Consider the following 19,212-nt stretch of genomic DNA (forward strand, 5'->3'; position numbering starts at 1 on the left):
TTAGACTCCAATGAATATGAAAAGCAAAATCCTGTCCATCCTTAACGGCATATTGACGCTTGTGGTAAATCTTTGCCGATTTACCTTGAGCGCAGTATTCTTGGCTTCTGGCTTTGTCAAAGCCGTAGACCCTACGGGCATGGGCTACAAAATAAATGCTTATCTGCATAATTGGGGATTTTCTTTTAGTGACGACGCTGTCGTTCTCATTGTCTTGGCTGTTGCCCTTGCGACTCTTGAATTTTTGCTCGGGATATATCTTCTTTTAGGCATTCGCCGTAAACTGACAACAATAACCACAACGGTGTTCGTCGGTGCCATGACTTTCATTACAGTCTATATTTACAAAACTAATGCTGTCCCTGATTGTGGCTGTTTTGGCGATGCCTTGACGCTGACAAACCAGCAGACAATGTATAAGAATTTCATTCTGTTTGCATTGTGTTTACCTGTTGTGTTCTTTCCGCAGCGGATATTCAGGCTCATTTCTCAGCGAAATCAGTGGATAACATCAATGTACGCATTGGTATATATAGTCATTCTTGGCGTCTACACTACATATTATCTGCCTGTAATCGATTTCATGGCATATAAGACGGGTACGGACTTGAAGACCGTGCGCACCAACCCTGACACAAAACTGTTAGAAGAACTTGGAGAAAAGAATTTCGGAGAAATTTTAAACTTGGGATTCTTCGATGGTCAGGAGGATGTTACAGACGAAATCTTAAATCAAGACAAATACACTTTCCTGCTCATCTCACCAAGACTTGAAACAGCAGACGATGGTGTCGCAGACAGGATAAACGACCTGAAAGATATTTCGGACGACAAGAATTACTTGCTTTACTGCATAACAGCCTCTGACTCTGCGGCAATAAAACAATGGACAGACCACACGGGAGCAGCATACAATTTCCTCATCGGACAAGAAGAGCAACTAAAATCAATAGTCAGGAGTAATCCCGGACTGATTCTCTTAAAAGACGGGAAGATACTTAATAAATGGAGCAAGAACACACTCCCTATTGATCCAAACGGCAATCTCGATGCAAAAGAACTTGCCGCAACGGCTACAAATGTGCAGGATATATTATTGAAATTGGCACTTTGGTTCTTTGTTCCACTATTTTTAATTATCTTTGCGGACGTTTTATGGAACGCTGCGAAACGTTTGCACGACTATAATATTCAAAGGCAAATTGACAAGTCGAAGGCAAAGAAAGGAAACGAACTAAAACGTTCTAACTTAAACAATTCTGAAAACTAAACAAATTAAAACAACATAACAAAATGAGAAAGAAAATTGTTGCCGGTAACTGGAAAATGAACAAAACCCTCCAGGAAGGCATTGAATTGGCAAAAGATCTTAACGAGAAATTGACTGCAGACAAGCCAAACTGCGGTGTTGTAATTTGCACCCCTTTCATCCATCTTGCATCTGTAGCAGGTATGATCGACGAAAGTATCATGAGCCTTGGTGCTGAAAATTGTGCAGATAAGGAAAAAGGTGCATATACAGGCGAAGTGTCTGCAGAAATGGTTAAATCAACAGGTGCTAAATACGTTATTCTTGGTCACAGCGAAAGACGTGCGTACTATGGAGAAACAGCTGAGATTTTGAAAGAAAAGGTAAATCTTGCACTTGCTAATGACCTGAAAGTAATATTCTGCATCGGCGAAGTCCTTGAAGAAAGAGAGGCTGGCAAGCAGAATGAAGTTGTAAAAGCACAGATAGAAGGTTCCTTGTTTGATCTTACTGCTGAACAATATTCCAACATCATACTTGCATACGAACCTGTCTGGGCTATTGGTACTGGCAAGACTGCGACTGCAGAACAAGCAGAAGAAATGCACGCATTCATTCGAGAAGTCATTGAAGAAAAGTTTGGCAAAGCAGCAGCAGAAGACACTACTATTCTTTACGGTGGCAGTTGCAAACCCAGCAACGCAAAAGAACTCTTTGCAAAACCAAATGTAGATGGTGGACTTATCGGTGGTGCGGCACTGAAAGCGGACGACTTTAAAGGCATTATCGACGCTTGGAAATAATTTATTAAACGAAAAGAGGAGCAGACCTTATGCTTTTCAATAAGGTCTGCGCCTCAAATAAAAACAGGTGGTGTTCTAAAGTTTTTCAAAAATTCAACTAAAATGAAATACCTCTTCACTCTTTTCATGCTGTTGACTTTTACAAGTGCATCTATTTATGCACAGGAACCAGTCAACAACACTGAAAACTCGTCTAAAACCAATGAAAGTAATGGTACAGTAGTTCCCACACCTCAGTCAACAGAAAAGGCCGATCCGCAGAAGAAGAAGGATGAAACAGAAAAGCAGAAACCGGTTGTTAAGAATGATGTGGAACCTGTAATCACGCCTAAACCTGAAGAGGTAACCCCAACTCACGTTGAACCACAAAAGAAGGCGGAGGCCATCAAGCAGGAAGAGCCGGCAAAACAACCAGAGCAAGTTCAGAAACAAGAAGAGCCCAAACCTGCCGAAACCTTAACTCCAAACAAAAATCGTGGACATAAAGTTCTGAAGAAGGACTTGTCACGTCGAGTGGTTATCCGCCGAGTAAGTCCAGGCGAAAAGTCAGCAGAAAAACGCCCAAGGGTATTGAAAGAAGGATATCGGATTCAAATATATACCGGTGGCAACAAACGCGAGGACAAGGCTACAGCACAACGGGTTGGTGAAAAATGCAGAAAATGCTTCCCACAGTTATCTGTTTATTCGCACTTCATCTCTCCTCGTTGGACGTGTCGTGTGGGTGATTTTGAGACTTTCGAAGAAGCGAAAAAATATCTGTTGTTAATTACAAAGGCAAAGGCTTTTCCTGAGGCGAGAATTGTCAGGAGTAATGTTCTTGTGGCAAAATAGAAAAAAGTGGAACAGATAGAATCTATCAAAAAAAATATTCAGGATGTCCTTGCGTCCTTGGGCGAGGATACAGAACGCGAAGGTCTTTTGAAGACACCCGAGCGAGTAGCCAAGGCCATGTTAGACTTGACTCGAGGCTACGCTATGGATGCAGCAGCAGTTCTCAACTCGGCAAAGTTCAAAGAAGACTATAACCAGATGGTCATAGTTAAGGACATTCCTTTCTATTCTTTATGCGAACACCACATGCTCCCCTTCTATGGCAAGGCGCATGTTGCATATATACCTAACGGCTATATCACAGGATTGTCTAAGATAGCACGAGTGGTGGATATATACTCCCACCGCTTGCAAGTGCAGGAGAGGCTTACAACACAAATTAAAGAATGTATTCAAAACACGCTCGAGCCATTAGGCGTTATGGTGGTTTTAGAAGCGAAACACATGTGTATGCAAATGCGTGGAGTGGAAAAGATAGGTTCTATTACTACTACAAGCGATTTTTGCGGAGCATTCAATCAGGCAAAAACAAGAGATGAATTTTTGAAGTTGGTGATGAACAAAACAGTATAAATCATCTTCAACTCACAAGGATTTAACAAATGATATTGCTTCAAAGATATTTTATATAAAAGTTTTTTATTTATCTTTGCATCAAAGTCTCTGCAATGCGGCAGTAGCTCAGTGGTAGAGCATCGGCTTCCCAAGCCGAGGGTCGCGGGTTCGAACCCCGTTTGCCGCTCTAAGTCTAAATAAGCGAAACAGCCTTTTAAAATTTCACGAAACCGTAAACTTTATTATGACTACAGTAATAGTTTCCATATTGATAATAGGACTCTTACTAATAGCGACGGCTCGTATCAACAAAATGAATACTGCAGCCGTCGCAATGTTTATGGGCGCGTCTTGTTGGGTTCTTTACACAATCGATGGCAGCCATTATGTTAATGAGTTCCATCTGTCAGCATTTGTTCAATCAGGACTCGACGTAAAGTCTTTTATTGCTGAACACATCTTTTTCAAATATGTGGTCAGTGCTGCAGAAGTGGTGCTTTACCTTTTGGCAACAATGACGATCGTGGAAATCTTGTCGAACAACGGATGCTTTGATTTTATAAACGAAGGACTAAAGACGCGCAAGCCAAGAAAGTTCCTTTGGATGCTTGCTTTGTTTACCTTCATCCTCTCTGCTAATCTTGACAACCTTACAACTACATGCCTGATGCTTTCCATCATGCACTCACTTGTTGCCAACGACAAGTTGAGACGTGTATATGGATTTATTATAGTGATTTGTGCAAACATGGGTGGAGCATTCACTGTAATAGGAGACATAAGCAGTTTGACACTATGGAACAGTGGAGCGGTAACGGCTACGCAATATTCTGCCTATCTCGCACTTCCAAGTCTCGTTGCACTTGTAACGACACTACTTCTTTTTTATGAAAAACTGCCACACCGCTTAGAGTTGGTAAATACCATTCCACCCTATCGTGGCGATGACACAATTCTCAATAGGTGGCAAAGATTTCTAATGCTCATCGTGGGAATAGGAGGACTGTGGTTTATACCTACTTTTCATAGCATTACTGCCCTACCGCCTTTCGTAGGTGCTTTGTGCGTATTAGCACTACTCTGGATTGTCAACGAACTGTGTAACAGACAGTTGATATACAGCGACCAAATGATTCATAGAAGATTTCCATTGGCTCTGCAGTATGCCAACATTCAGAATATGATGTTCTTTATAGGCATCATCTTTGCTATCGGAGCTGTAAACGAGACAAGTATGCTGAAACAATTTTCCAATTTGCTTGTAGGAAATCTGCAGAATCCATATATAATAGGTGCTGCCGTAGGTTTGCTTGCCGCTTTCATCAATAACATGACATCGTTGGTTTCTAACATCTACATCTTCTCCGATGTTACTCAACTGACGTCTGATCAAGCCTTTTGGCCACTGATAAGTTTCTGCTCTACAATGGGCGGCTCGCTTCTCGCCATGGGAACAATCGCTGGTATATATTTCGTTCGCATGGAAAATGCTACTGTAGCATGGTATCTCAAGCATTGTTCTTGGCGAGTGCTCGTTGGCTGGCTGGCAGGATTGGTCACATTTGCTGTAATGCACTGGTTGATGTAATAATTATAATAATAGGGTGTTTAATATGCGTAAAATCAAATGTATAGGAATCTTGACTTCAGGTGGCGATGCTCCTGGAATGAATGCCGCAATAAGAGCCGTTACACGTAGCGGTATATGCAATGGATTCAAGATAAAAGGCATTTACAAAGGCTATGAAGGGCTAATTAACGATGAGGTTAGAACTTTCACGACTGAGAATGTCAGTAACATCATCCAAACTGGTGGAACAATCCTTCGCACTGCCAGAAGCAAGGAGTTTATGACGCTTTCAGGAAGAAAGAAGGCATACGAAACGCTTGTGAAAGAATCTATCGATGCACTTGTTGTCATCGGTGGAAATGGCTCACTTACCGGCGCAAAAGACTTTGCTGAAGAATATGATTTTCCATGCATAGGACTGCCTGGCACAATAGACAATGACCTCTATGGTACAGATAACACCATTGGCTACGACACAACGCTCAATACCATAACACAATGTATCGACAAAATCCGTGACACAGCCACTTCGCACGAACGTATATTTTTTGTAGAAGTGATGGGGCGTGATGCAGGTTTTCTTGCACAAAACAGTGCTATTGCAGCCGGAGCAGAGGCCGCAATTATTCCTGAAGACAGCACAGGCAGCGACCAACTGATAGAATTCATGGAGCGTGGCATACGTAAGAGTAAAAAGAGTTGCATCGTTATCGTAAGCGAAAGCCCCAAATGCGGTGCACTATATTATGCTAATCGCGTCAATCAGGAATACCCGGAATTCGATGTACGCGTATCTATTCTTGGACACTTACAACGCGGAGGTTCTCCCACTGCCCGCGACAGGATACTTGCATCAGAAGTGGGATATGGAGCAATTCAAGCATTAGTACAAGGTCAGCGTAATGTAATGGTTGGAGTCAGGAACAACGAGATAGTATACGTACCCTTCGTTGATGCCATAGGAAAGCGTAAAAATATCGATAAACAACTCATAAAGGTTCTTGACGAACTTTCTATATAAGAAAGTTTGGAAATTCCGACAGACTAATTATTGCATGTCTTATATAAAGAAAATAGCATATAAACTTTGCAATTTGTAACTGTCAACAGCACTAACCTTCTTATTGAGTGATAATTATTGAGTTGTTAACGAATTTTAAAACTTTTTAATTAAATTTGCAACATAATATTAAAACAACGAACATAATGAGCGATAAAAAACTCCAGTCAGGTCGTATATCCCAGATAATCGGTCCTGTCGTAGATGTTAGTTTCGAAGTAAACGAAACTGACACCACATCATCTTTACCCCGAATTCACGATGCGCTCGAGGTAAAGCACCCCGATGGTCGAAGCATCATTATAGAAGTTCAGCAACACATCGGTGAAGACACCGTACGTACTGTTGCGATGGACAACACTGATGGTTTGCAGAGAGGGCTAGAAGTAAAGAATCTCGGCTCTCAAATATCAATGCCTATTGGTGATCAAATTAAGGGCAGAATGCTCAATGTTATCGGTGAGAGCATTGATGGTTTGAAAGAATTTGATAAGTCGAAAGGTGCATACGAGATACACCGCAAGGCACCAGAATTTGAAGAATTGAAAACCAGCCGTGAAGTATTATACACAGGCATTAAGGTTATCGACCTGCTAGAGCCTTACGTTAAGGGTGGTAAGATTGGCTTGTTCGGCGGTGCTGGTGTGGGTAAGACCGTGCTTATTATGGAACTTATCAACAACATCGCAAAGGGACATGATGGTTTCTCTGTATTTGCAGGTGTTGGCGAGCGCACACGTGAGGGCAACGACTTGCTCCGCGAAATGATTGAATCAGGCGTTATCAAATATGGAGAAGAGTTTGTAAAAGCCATGGAGAATGGTGAATGGGACTTGTCGAAAGTTGACTACGACGAAATGGCAAAGAGTCAGGCAACGCTGATCTATGGCCAGATGAACGAGCCTCCAGGCGCACGCTCAAGTGTGGCTTTGTCAGGTCTGTCTGTTGCAGAGTCCTTCCGTGATGCCGGTGCAGATACGGGTAAGGCAACCGATATATTGTTCTTCATCGACAATATTTTCCGTTTCACACAGGCTGGTTCTGAAGTATCTGCTCTTCTTGGTCGTATGCCTTCAGCCGTAGGCTATCAACCTACATTGGCAAGCGACATGGGTGCAATGCAGGAACGCATCACATCTACAAAGAACGGCTCTATCACTTCTATTCAGGCAGTATATGTACCTGCTGACGACTTGACCGACCCTGCTCCCGCTACAACCTTTACCCATCTTGATGCAACGACGGTGCTTAGTCGTAAGATAACAGAGTTGGGTATATACCCAGCGGTTGACCCTCTTGATTCCACATCAAGAATCATGGACCCCAACGTGATTGGTGAAGCACATTACCAATGCGCTCAACGTGTTATCCAAATTCTCCAGAAATACAAAGAGTTGCAAGACATTATTGCTATCTTGGGTATGGACGAATTGTCGGACGAGGATAAGTTGACTGTAAACAGAGCACGCAGAGTTCAGCGTTTCCTGAGTCAGCCATTCACCGTTGCAGAGAAGTTCACTGGCGTTCCTGGTGTGATGGTTCCCATCGAAGAAGTCATCAGAGGTTTCAATATGATTCTCGATGGCGAAGTGGACGACCTCCCCGAACAGGCATTCATGAATGTGGGTACTATCGACGACGCTATTGCCAAAGGCAAGAAACTTCTTGAGAATGCTAAAGCCTAAAATTCTTTGACATGCTGAACGTTACAGTTGTCTCACCAGAAAAGACATTATTTGCCGGTCAGGTGGATAGCGTCTTTGTCCCTGGCAAAAAGGGTAAATTTGAAATTCTTCAAAACCATGCCCCGATAGTCTCCATCCTTACTGAAGGCATTGTGAGATGTGTGGGTAGTGAAACTTTTGAAATTGCCATCAAAGCAGGTTTTGTAGAAGTTTCAAACAACGAAGTATCTGTTTGCATTGAAGTCTAAAATGACGAAAGTTCTCAAATCGGCAGGGATTTTAGCGATTATCTTCTTCATTGCAGGTCCTCTCCTACTCTTGATAGAAAAATCGTTTATTACGATTGAGGCTTCCCAGCAGGCACTGCCAATAGCAATCATTGCATGCATATACTTTTTTGCAGCCATGACTGATATATGCATCTGCGAGAAGTTGAGAAGGACAGACAGCAAGATGCTAATGGGCTTCCACCTGTTGATGAACGTTTTAAGGTTATTACTCAGCGCACTGATTATTATCGTTTATGCTATTTTCATAAAGCAAAACTTAATGGTGTTCGTCATCAATGTTTCAGTGTTCTATTTGCTGACCATGGCATTCTGCACTGCAAAACATCTGAATGCGGAAAAAGAAATTACAAAGAATAAAAGAAAAAAATGATTCATAAAAGACTCATAAGGACATTATTTATGCTGGCGTGTGTTTTCTTTCTGACCATACCCGTCAATGCGGAAGAGAAGGAAGAAAGTAGCGTAGACGTAAAGGAGATTGTTCTCGGTCACATGAGCGATGCTTATGAATGGCATATCACCACCTGGGGTGGACATCACATAAGCATACCTTTACCAGTCATCGTGAAGAGCCATGAAGGAGGCTGGCACGTCTTCAGTTCTTCCCGTTTCCACGAGAGTGAAAATCATCATTATATGGGCTTCTATGTTGACTCCAAGAGGCAGGGAAAAATATATGAAGAGGGTTATGATGACCGTCCTTGGGATTTTTCCATCACAAAAGACGTTGTACAGATCTGGATCAATGTACTCATACTCCTTCTGATATTCATTCCATGCGCCCGCTGGTATAAAAGACACCGCATCGAAGATGGTGCTCCAAAGGGCATGGTCGGCATGATGGAAGTTTTGGTTATGTCAATCAATGATGACGTAATTAAGGCAAGTATCGGTGAAAAGCATTACAGGAAATATTCACCTTATCTGCTCACAGTATTTTTCTTTTTGCTAGTCACCAATCTAATGGGTCTTATCCCGATTTTTCCTGGTGGCGCAAACGTTACAGGCAATATCACCATCACATTCATCCTTGCTCTGCTGACATTCCTGATTACAAATATCTTTGGTAATCGTGAATATTGGAAAGAAATCTTTTGGCCAGACGTACCAGTATGGATGAAATGTCCTGTACCACTGATGCCAGTGATTGAGTTATTCGGTATTTTTACCAAGCCCTTTGCGTTGATGGTCCGTTTGTTTGCGAACATGCTTGGCGGCCATGCTGTAATTCTCTCACTGACTGCTGTCATCTTCATTACATTTGAGATTAATGCCATCGTTGGCACCTCTCTCTCTCTGGTCAGTGTGCTCATGATGATATTCATGAATGCTCTCGAACTTCTTGTTGCCTTCATTCAGGCATACGTCTTTACGATGTTGAGTGCCGTATTCATTGGCATGGCTCATCCAGAGCATGAACATTAAAATTACAGATAAAAGAATAAAAATAATAAACAATAATAATAACTAAAAACAACTTAAATTATGTTACTATCTCTTTTACAAGCTGCTGCAGGTGTAGGTCTTGCAAAATTAGGTGCCGGTCTCGGCGCAGGTATCGCTGCTATTGGTGCCGGTCTTGGCATTGGCAAAATTGGCGCATCAGCCATGGAAGCAATTGCTCGTCAGCCCGAATCAACAGGCGACATCCGTTCAAACATGATCGTGATTGCAGCCCTTATTGAAGGTGTTGCCTTCTTCGCTGTGATTGTCTGCTTGCTTATTCTCTTCTTATAATAACGAAAAAAACGGCAAATCATGCAAAACATGCCATCCATACTTACTCCGGATTTCGGTCTGCTCTTTTGGATGCTACTTGCTTTTTTGGTAGTTTTCTTTCTGCTCAAGAAGTATGCGTTCGGTGCCATAACAGGTGCAGTGGAAGAACGTAAGAACTTCATTGACGAAAGTATCAAAAATGCCAGAGAGGCCAACGAGAAGTTGGCTAACATAAAGGCGGAAAGCGAGAAGATCCTGATGGAAGCACGTGCCAAACAGGCTGACATCATAAAGGAGGCGATGGCAACACGTGACAATATCATTAAGGCTTCGCAAGTAAAGGCACAGACAGAAGGCGCAAAGATACTTGAAGAAGCCAAAGCGCAAATTCAAGTAGAAAAGGAAAATGCTCTGCGTGATATTCGTTCACAAGTTGCTGACCTTTCCCTGCAAGTGGCAGAAAAAGTGGTACGCCGCCAAATCGAAACGGACAAGGAGCAAGAACTATATATCGAACGCTTGCTCGACGAAGTGGCAAAAGCCTAATCCAAATTGATAATAAAAAAGATTTTTGACATGGATTTAGGAACAACTTCTTCACGATATGCAAAGGCTTTTCTTACGTTTGCAACGGAAAACAAGGAGGAAGTGCAGGTGTACAAGGAGATGCAGACTGCTGCTGAGGCGTTCATACAACTCCCGCAGTTACAGACACTGCTGAAAAACCCTGCCGTTTCTGATACTCAAAAAGTTGAGTTGCTTGAGAATGCATGTACTTCTTCTGGTAAACTTTCCAAGAGTTCCGGTCGTTTTGTCAGGTTAATTACTCAAAACAAACGTGCCGATATGATGATGTTCTTTGCTAATTCATACATCAATATGTATCAGAAAGGCAAAAACTTCATCAAAGGTAAACTTACTGTTGCCTCTCCAGTCAGTCAAGCGCTGCAAGAGAAAATGCAAGAAGTCGTGGAGAAACTGTCGCAAAGCAAAGTTGAATTTGAAGTCAGTGTAGATCCATCTATCGGAGGCGGGTTCATCCTTGAATATGACACGTATCGAATGGATGCCAGCGTGCGCGGTCAGTTCAACAAATTGCACAGAGAGTTAGGCAGATAGAATGAATTGTGAATATCACAAGAAACTAATCAACAAAAAAACAAATTTATGCCAAATACAATCAAACCAAGTGAAGTGTCCCAAGTTCTCTTGCAACAACTGAAGGACGTTGAGACCCAACTTAAGTTTGAGGAAGTTGGTGTCGTACTTACCATTGGTGACGGTGTGGCTCGCGTATATGGCCTGACCAACGTTACCGAGAATGAACTGGTAGAGTTCGAGAACGGCACAATGGGCGTTGCGATGAACCTTGAGCAAGACAACGTTGGTGTTGTATTGTTCGGTTCTTCGGAAGGCATTAAGGAAGGTCAAAGTGTGAAACGTACGGGTAATGTCGCATCCATTCAGGTTAGCGAAGAGATGCTCGGACGTGTCATCAATCCTATTGGTGAGCCGTTAGATGGCGGCCCTGCCATAGGTGGAGAGAAATTCCTGATGCCTCTTGACCGAAAAGCGCCAGGTGTGATATATCGTCAGCCTGTGGACACCGGTTTGCAAACGGGTCTTAAAGCAGTTGACTCGATGATTCCAATTGGTCGTGGACAGCGCGAATTGATTATTGGCGACCGTCAGACAGGTAAGACAGCGATAGCCATCGACACCATCATCAATCAAAAAGAAAACTATGAAAACGGCGACCCTGTGTATTGCATATATGTAGCAATAGGCCAGAAGGCTTCAACAGTAGCCAACATAGTCAATTCACTCAAAGAGCATGGTGCGATGCCCTATACTATAGTTATTGCAGCAACGGCAGCATCCCCCGCTGCACTGCAATACTACGCACCTTTCGCAGGTGCTGCCATAGGTGAATATTTCAGGGACAGAGGACTTAATGCTCTCGTGGTTTATGACGACCTGTCAAAACAGGCTGTAGCCTATCGTGAGGTTTCCCTCATCCTTCGTCGTCCCTCTGGACGTGAAGCATACCCAGGCGATATTTTCTATCTTCACTCACGCCTTCTTGAGCGTGCTGCACGTATCAATAACCAGACAGAAGTTGCCGAGAAGATGAACGACCTGCCCGAATGCATGAAAGGCAAGGTTAAGGGTGGCGGCTCACTAACAGCACTGCCTATTATCGAAACACAGGCTGGCGACGTGTCTGCTTACATCCCCACGAACGTGATTTCAATTACAGATGGTCAGATATATCTTGACACGAACCTCTTCAACAGCGGTACGCGTCCTGCTATCGACGTAGGTATTTCAGTATCACGTGTGGGAGGTGCTGCTCAGATCAAGAGTATGAAGAAAGTGGCTGGTTCATTGAAGATAGATCAGGCACAGTATCGCGAATTGGAGTCGTTCTCAAAATTTGCAAGCGACATGGACCCTGTAACAGCAATGACCATTGACCGTGGACGCAAGAACAACGAACTGCTTATTCAACCTCAATACAGTCCGATGGCAGTGGAAGAGCAAGTAGCCATTCTTTATTGCGGTACTCATGGCCTGATGAAGGACGTTCCACTCGATAAAGTCCGCGATTTCCAGACAAACTTCCTGCAAATCATGCGTAGTAATAATGCCTCCGCACTGGAAGAAATCAAATCAGGAAAGTTGTCAGATGAGGTTTGCGCAACTATTGAGAAAGTTGCTGCTGATCTGGCAGAACAATATAAGTAATCTTTAACAAAGACTTATGGCCTCCTTAAAGGAAGTAAAAAACAGAATAGCCTCTGTAAACAACACACGCAAGATTACAAGTGCGATGAAAATGGTAGCATCATCAAAACTTCATCGTGCTCAGCAATCTATCGAAAATATGCGTCCTTACGAAAGTCGTTTGGACAATATCATGTCGACCTTTGTGGGCAGTTTGGAAGGAGAAATTTCCTCTGCATACGCCGAGAAGCGTGAGGTGAAGAAGGTGGCTATTGTTTTGTTGACTTCAAACTCCAGTCTGTGTGGTGGTTTTAATGCTAATGCCATCAAAGCACTCAAGAAAAAAATTGAATCGTACAAGCAGAAAGGTGTTGAAGTTGTAAAGATTATTCCACTCGGAAAGAAAGGATTGGATGCCACAAAAAAGATTTGGGATAACGGTCTGCCTGATTATTCCAAACTGATGGACCATCCTTCATACAGTTCTACTATGAACATATCGGCAGAATTGATGAACATGTATTGTGATGGCGAGATTGACAAAGTGGATCTTATCTATCATCATTTCAAAAGTTCTGCAAGCCAAATCCTTACAGAAGAGACATTCTTGCCCATTGAATTAAAAAATAATGGTGCTGGTGCGACTCCCAACTACATTGTAGAACCTTCTGTTGAGGCTATCGTGGAAGAACTCATACCTAAAGTGCTTCACCTAAAATTATATACGGCACTATTAGACAGTCTGGCAAGCGAGCATGCTGCTCGCGTCATCGCTATGCAAATAGCGACAGACAATGCCGATGAGTTGCTTCAAGAGTTAACGTTGACATACAACAAGACGCGTCAACAAGCAATTACCACAGAACTCCTTGATATTGTGGGAGGTCAAATGCGTTAATTTGCAATTTTTCTTTTTAACAAACGGTTGGCAATTCGCCAACCGTTTGTTGCTTTATATCGTTACGAAATATTTTTTTTGTTTTTCATAAAGAAAGTTATTGAAATATCAGAATTTCTTTGCATATTTGCGTATGAAATGAAAGAATGACCTTTTGCCACCTAAAATGTGACAAATACATTTCTTCAATAAGTTACAATAACAGATTGTTAAACAAACTATATAAAAAACAACTCCATGGAAAACGAAACTAAATCCGTCAGCGGATTGTGTAAAAAAGACTTTCAGAAAGTCATCAATGGAAAACAAACTGATTTATTTTTCCTAAACAACGAAAATGGTGTAGAGATTGCCATAACTAATTATGGTGGTAGCGTTGTAGCCATCATGGTGCCTGATAAAAACGGCAATATGGCAAACGTTATCCAAGGGCATGACAATATTGAAGATTGCATTTCCTCTCCCGAACCATTCCTCAGTACATTGGTAGGACGTTATGGTAACCGCATTGCGCGAGGTAAATTCACCTTGAATGGCAAAGAGAGAAATCTTGCCATCAACAACGGTCCGAACCATCTACATGGTGGTCCAACCGGGTTCCATGCTCGTGTATGGGATGCAGAGCAAGTAAATCCCAATTGTGTGGTAATGCGATACATTTCAGCATACTATGAAGAAGGTTTCCCCGGAGAACTACACATGAATGTGATGTTCCGCCTTACAGACGACAATGAATTCGTAATAGACTATCGCGGTACAACCAACAAGAAGACAGTTGTCAACATGACACATCATGGTTTCTTCTCCTTGGCAGGCATAGCCAATCCTACTCCCGTTTGCGATGACATTCTTTGCGAAATCAATGCAGATTTCTTTGTACCTATCGATGACACCTCGATACCTACTGGCGAAATCCGCAGTGTGAAAGGCACGCCATTCGACTTCACTACCCCCCACCCTGTTGGAGAGCGAATTGACGACCCGAACGATGAACAAATCAAAAACGGCGCAGGCTATGACCACTGCTTTGTGCTCAACAAGAAAGAGCCCGGAGAATTGTCATTCGCGGCTCGTATAACAGAACCTGTCAGTGGTCGCGTGATGGAAGTATACACCACCGAGCCAGGCGTTCAGTTCTATAGCGACAACTGGGCTGATGGCTACAAAGGTCAGCATGGTGCTACATTCCCCCGTCGTTCTGCACTCTGTTTCGAGGCGCAACACTTCCCCGACAGTCCCAACCATCCTTGGTTCCCGAGCACAGTACTCCGCCCAGGTGAGGTTTACACGCAAAAGACTATTTACAAGTTTACTACAACTGAATAATCGCAGAATTATCAAAACTATAAACATTAATAAATAAACAAAAAATCAAATGGCACAAAAAACAAAACAGTGGGGAGCGATAATCGTAATGATTGCACTCTTTGCTATGATTGCGTTCGTAACGAACCTTTGTACGCCGATGGCGACTATCATCAAGAACCAGGGTGAGATTTCTAATGTTCTGGCTCAGATTGGTAACTATGGAAACTTTGTAGCATATTTGGTTATGGGTATTCCTGCAGGTATGCTCATCGCTAAATTTGGCTACAAAAAGACTGCTCTTATCGGTCTCGTAGTGGGCATTATCGGTATCCTTATTCAATGGTGCAGTGGTCTCATTGATGCAGGTGACGGTTCTAATATTGGCGTTGTATTTGGCGTTTACTTGCTTGGTGCATTTATCAGCGGTTTGACAATGTGTATTCTGAACTGCGTTGTAAACCCAATGCTGAACCTTCTCGGTGGCGGTGGCAACAAGGGTAACCAACTGATTCAGATTGGCGGTGTGTTCAACAGTACCGCTGCAGTTTGCTGCTACATCCTTATGGGTGCTCTGATTGCAGATGCCACAAAGGCCAAGATTTCGGATGCCACTCCTGCGTTGCTGATTGCACTCGCAATCTTCGTTGTTGCATTTGTAGTTATCCTTTTCACGAGGATTGAAGAACCTGAACAAGCCCCTGTCAAGATGGAACTTGTAAAAGGCGCTATGAGTTATCGTCATTTTGCTCTCGGCGCACTTGCAATTTTCCTTTACATGGGAATTGAAGTAGGTGTTCCCAACTTTGTTCAGCAATATCTTAATGCACCTGAGACATTTGCCCGTCTGCACATTCCAGCAGCAACCGTTGGTATGATTGTTGCCGTATATTGGTTCATGATGCTTATCGGTCGTTTTGCCGGTGCTGCTATCGGTAACAAAGTCAGCAGCCGTGCCATGGTTACCACAGTAAGCATTGCTACACTCTGCTTGGTACTTTTCGGTATGTTTGCCCCTGATACGGTCCTCGTTCCATTCCCAGGTGTTGATTGGGGACAACTGAAGATAGTTTGGTCCGACATTCCTCTCGGCATTTTTGCATTCTTGCTCGTTGGTCTTTGCACCAGCGTAATGTGGGGTGCTATCTTTAATATGGCAGTGGAAGGACTTGGTAAATACACAGCCATCGCTTCTGGTATCTTTATGACAATGGTATTTGGCTGTGCAGTGATGATGTTCATCCAGGCTACCGTTGCTGATGCTGTTGGCTACATCCAGAGTTATTGGGTAGTTGTTGCATGCGCTGCATACATTTTGTTCTACGCTCTCATTGGCAGCCGCGTAACAAAACGTGAAGAAGAAAAAGAATAATATAGAAATTATATAAAACTTATTTATCATGAAATTAACAATCGAAGACGTTCGCAGTCGTTTTATCAAGCATTTCGACGGTCAGACTGGCTCTGTTTATACCGCTCCCGGTAGAATTAACCTCATTGGTGAGCACACTGACTATAACAACGGTTATGTATTCCCTGGCGCCGTAGAACAAGGAATGATTGCCGAGATTAAACCTAATGGCACTCGCAACGTTGATGCCTACAGCATTGACCTCAAGGATCGTGTTCAGTTCTCACTCGATGACGAGAAAGGGCCTAATGCCACTTGGGCACGCTATATCTATGGTGTTTGCCGCGAAATGATGGCTCTTGGTGTTCCCGTAGAAGGTTTCAACACAGCCTTTGCCGGTGACGTACCTCTCGGAGCAGGTATGAGTAGTTCTGCAGCCCTTGAAAGCACTTACGCTTTTGCTATCAATGATCTCTTCGGCGAGAACAAGATTGAGCGCATGGAACTGGCGCTTGTAGGTCAGCGCACAGAACACAAGTACATCGGTGTAAACTGTGGTATTATGGACCAGGCGATTTCTTGCCTCGGTAAGGCCGGTCATCTTATGCGTATGGACTGCCGCAGCGGTGAGATAGAGTATTTCCCCTGGCATCCAAAAGGCTACCAACTCGTACTCGTAAATAGTTGCGTGAAGCACGAACTCAAGGGTTCTCCTTATAATGAGCGCCGCCTGCAATGCGAACACGTTGCAGAGGTGATTGCCAAAAAACATCCTGAAGTTGAGAGTCTTCGCGATGCAACGATGGAGATGCTTGACGAAGTGAAAAACGAAATCACAGGTGCAGAATACAAGCGCGCACGCTACGTCATCGGTGAGGTAGTTCGCGTTCTTGCAGTCTGCGAAGCCCTCGAAATCGATGACTACGAGAAGGTAGGTCAGATGATGTACGACACCCACTATGGTCTCAGCAAGGAATACGAGGTTAGTTGCGAAGAACTCGACTTCCTTAACGATGTGGCTAAGGAGTGCGGTGTAACAGGTTCACGCATCATGGGCGGCGGCTTTGGTGGTTGCACCATCAACCTCGTTGCTGACGAACTGGCTCCTAACTTCAAGAAGGTTGTAGTAGAAAAATTCGAAGAGAAGTACGGCAAGAAGCCTATCGTCATTGACGTTGTCATTGGTGATGGTGCCCGCAAACTCTGCTAATATTCTTTCATACTTACATAACAAACACCCCGAAGATTTCTAATTTCTTCGGGGTGTACTTTTTATGTCAGTTCCAAGGAGAACAAACCATCCTACGGAGCCGTAACATCACGGATTCTCGGTCAAGTATTTTATTCTGTAAACAGTAATAAAAACATACTATAACAGGACGATATAAGTCGCTTAAAAACTAAACTGTACTATAGTCTTCTATGCACAATAAGTTAGAATAGTGAATTGTCTGCCATATTGACCAATGTCACAAAGACGAGAGTTTCCAGATTGCCTCCATATTTTATTTCCGTTTTCATAGTGTAATTTGTATTTAGATTGTTTAAGTAGGTTTATAAAATAATTGGAGCCTTTAGATGTGAAAAATTTCACAGAAAAGTTATGGCATAAACCAGTTCCTATTGACCAATGTATTTCACTTCCGAAGCCATCTCGCGTATTTCTTATATAAGTCGTAGTGCTACCAATAAATTCTGCTTGATATGAAGTTTGTTTGTATCCAAGACTTCTTAATATAGATTCAGCTTTATACCCTTCATTGTTATCTGCATATTGATTCATCATTTGTAATGTATATGGAGTTACACCTGTAGGATATTTTCTTTGAGCAAATAGAGTCAAAGGCATTAGAATTAATATTAAAAAGGGTACGTATTTTTTCATAATTTGAAATTTGTTAAAAGGATTTAATAAAATATCTGTCGCACTCCAAAAAATATGGAGTGCGACTATAATTGTATCAGTTAACTAAAACTTTTATTCTGCGAGTTTGTTGTCTGAACCGAGTACTTCAGTAATTTTATGACAATAGAGGTCATACATCAGGTCGCGTGCTGGTCCGCAATATTTGCGTGGGTCGAATTCGCCCGGTTTGTCATTGAAGACCTTGCGCACAGCGGCTGTGAATGCGAGACGACTGTCGGAGTCGATGTTAATCTTGCATACAGCGCTCTTTGATGCCTTACGGAGTTGTTCTTCTGGAATACCTACTGCATCGGGCAATTTACCGCCATTGGCATTGATGATGTCCACATATTCCTGTGGTACAGAACTTGATCCGTGGAGTACGATTGGGAAACCTGGAAGTTTCTCCATAATAGCATCGAGCACGTCGAATGCCAAAGGAGGAGGAACGAGTTTACCAGTCTTCGGGTCGCGCGTGCACTGTTCTGGCTTGAATTTGTAAGCGCCATGACTTGTACCGATGGAGATTGCGAGGCTATCGCAACCAGTTCGTGTAACGAAGTCGATCACCTCTTCTGGCTGTGTGTAGTGAGATTCTTCTGCAACAACCTCGTCTTCAACACCTGCAAGTACACCGAGTTCACCTTCTACTGTAACATCGAATTGGTGAGCATATTCAACTACCTTCTTTGTAAGTGCAACGTTCTCTTCATAAGGAAGTGAGGAGCCGTCGATCATAACGCTTGAGAAACCGCTGTCAACGCAACTCTTGCAAATCTCGAAACTGTCGCCATGGTCGAGGTGCAGACAGATTTCGGGATGCTCACAGCCGAGTTCTTTTGCATACTCTACAGCGCCCTGTGCGAGGTAGCGCAGGAGAGTCTCGTTAGCGTATGCACGCGCACCCTTCGATACTTGTAGGATTACAGGAGACTTTTTGTCGCTCGATGCTTTGATAATTGCCTGGAGCTGCTCCATGTTGTTAAAGTTGAAGGCGGGAATAGCATAGCCGCCATTGATGGCACGTTTGAACATCTCGCGGGTGTTCACAAGGCCTAAATCTTTATAATTTACCATAGATTTGAAAAAATAAAAATGTTTGATATTCTTATTGCAAAAATAGTATTTAAATTTGAAATTATAAAAAGAATAAATCGATTTTAAATATTTCGAACCAAATTTGGTGTCAAAATATATCAAAACCTACTATAGACCTCGCATAATAAAAGGGGAATAGCCTGAACTACAAAGGGAGAAGTT

Annotated in this window: 18 protein-coding genes, 1 tRNA gene and 1 pseudogene; 18 read left to right on the forward strand and 2 right to left on the reverse strand. The window is 42.9% G+C overall.

From position 1 onward, the window contains the following. Nucleotides 1–10: 10 nt before the first annotated feature. From tpiA to galK, 18 genes and pseudogenes are all read left to right on the forward strand, one after another. Nucleotides 11–2,052 (forward strand): annotated as a pseudogene (tpiA, locus tag C7Y71_RS12240) (triose-phosphate isomerase). A 102-nt stretch (nt 2,053–2,154) separates the two neighbouring features. Next, nucleotides 2,155–2,886, forward strand: coding sequence for an SPOR domain-containing protein (locus C7Y71_RS01655; protein ID WP_111897796.1), 732 nt, complete (start codon nt 2,155–2,157; stop codon nt 2,884–2,886). 6 nt (nt 2,887–2,892) lie between these two features. Continuing rightward, nucleotides 2,893–3,459: a GTP cyclohydrolase I FolE gene (gene folE, locus C7Y71_RS01660; RefSeq protein WP_111897795.1), complete on the forward strand. Its 567-nt coding sequence runs from the start codon at nt 2,893–2,895 to the stop codon at nt 3,457–3,459. 97 nt (nt 3,460–3,556) lie between these two features. Further along, nucleotides 3,557–3,628 (forward strand) — tRNA-Gly (locus tag C7Y71_RS01665). A 57-nt stretch (nt 3,629–3,685) separates the two neighbouring features. Beyond that, the gene (locus tag C7Y71_RS01670) at nt 3,686–5,029 is read left to right on the forward strand and encodes an SLC13 family permease (RefSeq protein WP_111897794.1); all 1,344 of its coding nucleotides are present in this window, start codon (nt 3,686–3,688) and stop codon (nt 5,027–5,029) included. Nucleotides 5,030–5,054: 25 nt separating this feature from the next. Further along, nucleotides 5,055–6,032: a 6-phosphofructokinase gene (gene pfkA, locus C7Y71_RS01675; RefSeq protein WP_111897793.1), complete on the forward strand. Its 978-nt coding sequence runs from the start codon at nt 5,055–5,057 to the stop codon at nt 6,030–6,032. Nucleotides 6,033–6,217: 185 nt separating this feature from the next. Beyond that, entirely contained in the window at nt 6,218–7,756 is a 1,539-nt protein-coding gene (gene atpD, locus C7Y71_RS01680) for a F0F1 ATP synthase subunit beta (RefSeq protein WP_111897792.1), read from the forward strand. Between the two features lie 11 nt (nt 7,757–7,767). Then, entirely contained in the window at nt 7,768–8,004 is a 237-nt protein-coding gene (gene atpC / locus C7Y71_RS01685; protein ID WP_111897791.1) for an ATP synthase F1 subunit epsilon, read from the forward strand. Nucleotide 8,005: 1 nt separating this feature from the next. Continuing rightward, nucleotides 8,006–8,416, forward strand: coding sequence for a hypothetical protein (locus C7Y71_RS01690; protein ID WP_111897790.1), 411 nt, complete (start codon nt 8,006–8,008; stop codon nt 8,414–8,416). Continuing rightward, entirely contained in the window at nt 8,413–9,471 is a 1,059-nt protein-coding gene (atpB, locus tag C7Y71_RS01695; RefSeq protein ID WP_193215938.1) for a F0F1 ATP synthase subunit A, read from the forward strand. The genes C7Y71_RS01690 and atpB overlap by 4 nt, the downstream gene beginning before the upstream one ends. Before the next feature lie 60 nt (nt 9,472–9,531). Next, nucleotides 9,532–9,783, forward strand: a complete 252-nt coding sequence (atpE, locus tag C7Y71_RS01700) for an ATP synthase F0 subunit C (RefSeq protein ID WP_111897789.1) — start codon at nt 9,532–9,534, stop codon at nt 9,781–9,783. A 21-nt stretch (nt 9,784–9,804) separates the two neighbouring features. Then, the gene (gene atpF / locus C7Y71_RS01705) at nt 9,805–10,311 is read left to right on the forward strand and encodes a F0F1 ATP synthase subunit B (RefSeq protein ID WP_111897788.1); all 507 of its coding nucleotides are present in this window, start codon (nt 9,805–9,807) and stop codon (nt 10,309–10,311) included. Between the two features lie 30 nt (nt 10,312–10,341). Next, nucleotides 10,342–10,884: a F0F1 ATP synthase subunit delta gene (locus tag C7Y71_RS01710; RefSeq protein WP_111897787.1), complete on the forward strand. Its 543-nt coding sequence runs from the start codon at nt 10,342–10,344 to the stop codon at nt 10,882–10,884. 48 nt (nt 10,885–10,932) lie between these two features. Beyond that, on the forward strand, nt 10,933–12,513 hold the full coding sequence (gene atpA, locus C7Y71_RS01715) for a F0F1 ATP synthase subunit alpha (protein ID WP_111897786.1): 1,581 nt from the start codon (nt 10,933–10,935) through the stop codon (nt 12,511–12,513). Between the two features lie 16 nt (nt 12,514–12,529). Then, a complete protein-coding gene (locus tag C7Y71_RS01720) occupies nt 12,530–13,390 on the forward strand; it encodes a F0F1 ATP synthase subunit gamma (protein ID WP_111897785.1) in 861 nt (286 codons plus the stop codon). 237 nt (nt 13,391–13,627) lie between these two features. After that, on the forward strand, nt 13,628–14,716 hold the full coding sequence (locus C7Y71_RS01725) for an aldose epimerase family protein (RefSeq protein WP_111897784.1): 1,089 nt from the start codon (nt 13,628–13,630) through the stop codon (nt 14,714–14,716). 49 nt (nt 14,717–14,765) lie between these two features. After that, nucleotides 14,766–16,067, forward strand: coding sequence for an MFS transporter (locus tag C7Y71_RS01730; protein WP_111897783.1), 1,302 nt, complete (start codon nt 14,766–14,768; stop codon nt 16,065–16,067). Nucleotides 16,068–16,095: 28 nt separating this feature from the next. After that, complete coding sequence (gene galK / locus C7Y71_RS01735) at nt 16,096–17,256, forward strand: galactokinase (protein ID WP_111897782.1); 1,161 nt, start codon at nt 16,096–16,098, stop codon at nt 17,254–17,256. 210 nt (nt 17,257–17,466) lie between these two features. Here galK and C7Y71_RS01740 read toward each other — a convergent pair whose 3' ends face one another. Together C7Y71_RS01740 and C7Y71_RS01745 are read right to left on the reverse strand one after the other, a co-directional pair. Next, nucleotides 17,467–17,931: a hypothetical protein gene (locus tag C7Y71_RS01740; RefSeq protein WP_111897781.1), complete on the reverse strand. Its 465-nt coding sequence runs from the start codon at nt 17,929–17,931 to the stop codon at nt 17,467–17,469. Between the two features lie 93 nt (nt 17,932–18,024). Then, entirely contained in the window at nt 18,025–19,029 is a 1,005-nt protein-coding gene (locus tag C7Y71_RS01745; protein WP_111897780.1) for a class II fructose-bisphosphate aldolase, read from the reverse strand. Nucleotides 19,030–19,212: the final 183 nt, after the last annotated feature.

Origin of the sequence: Pseudoprevotella muciniphila (genome assembly GCF_003265305.2) — a bacterium.
Classification (GTDB): domain Bacteria; phylum Bacteroidota; class Bacteroidia; order Bacteroidales; family Bacteroidaceae; genus Alloprevotella; species Alloprevotella muciniphila.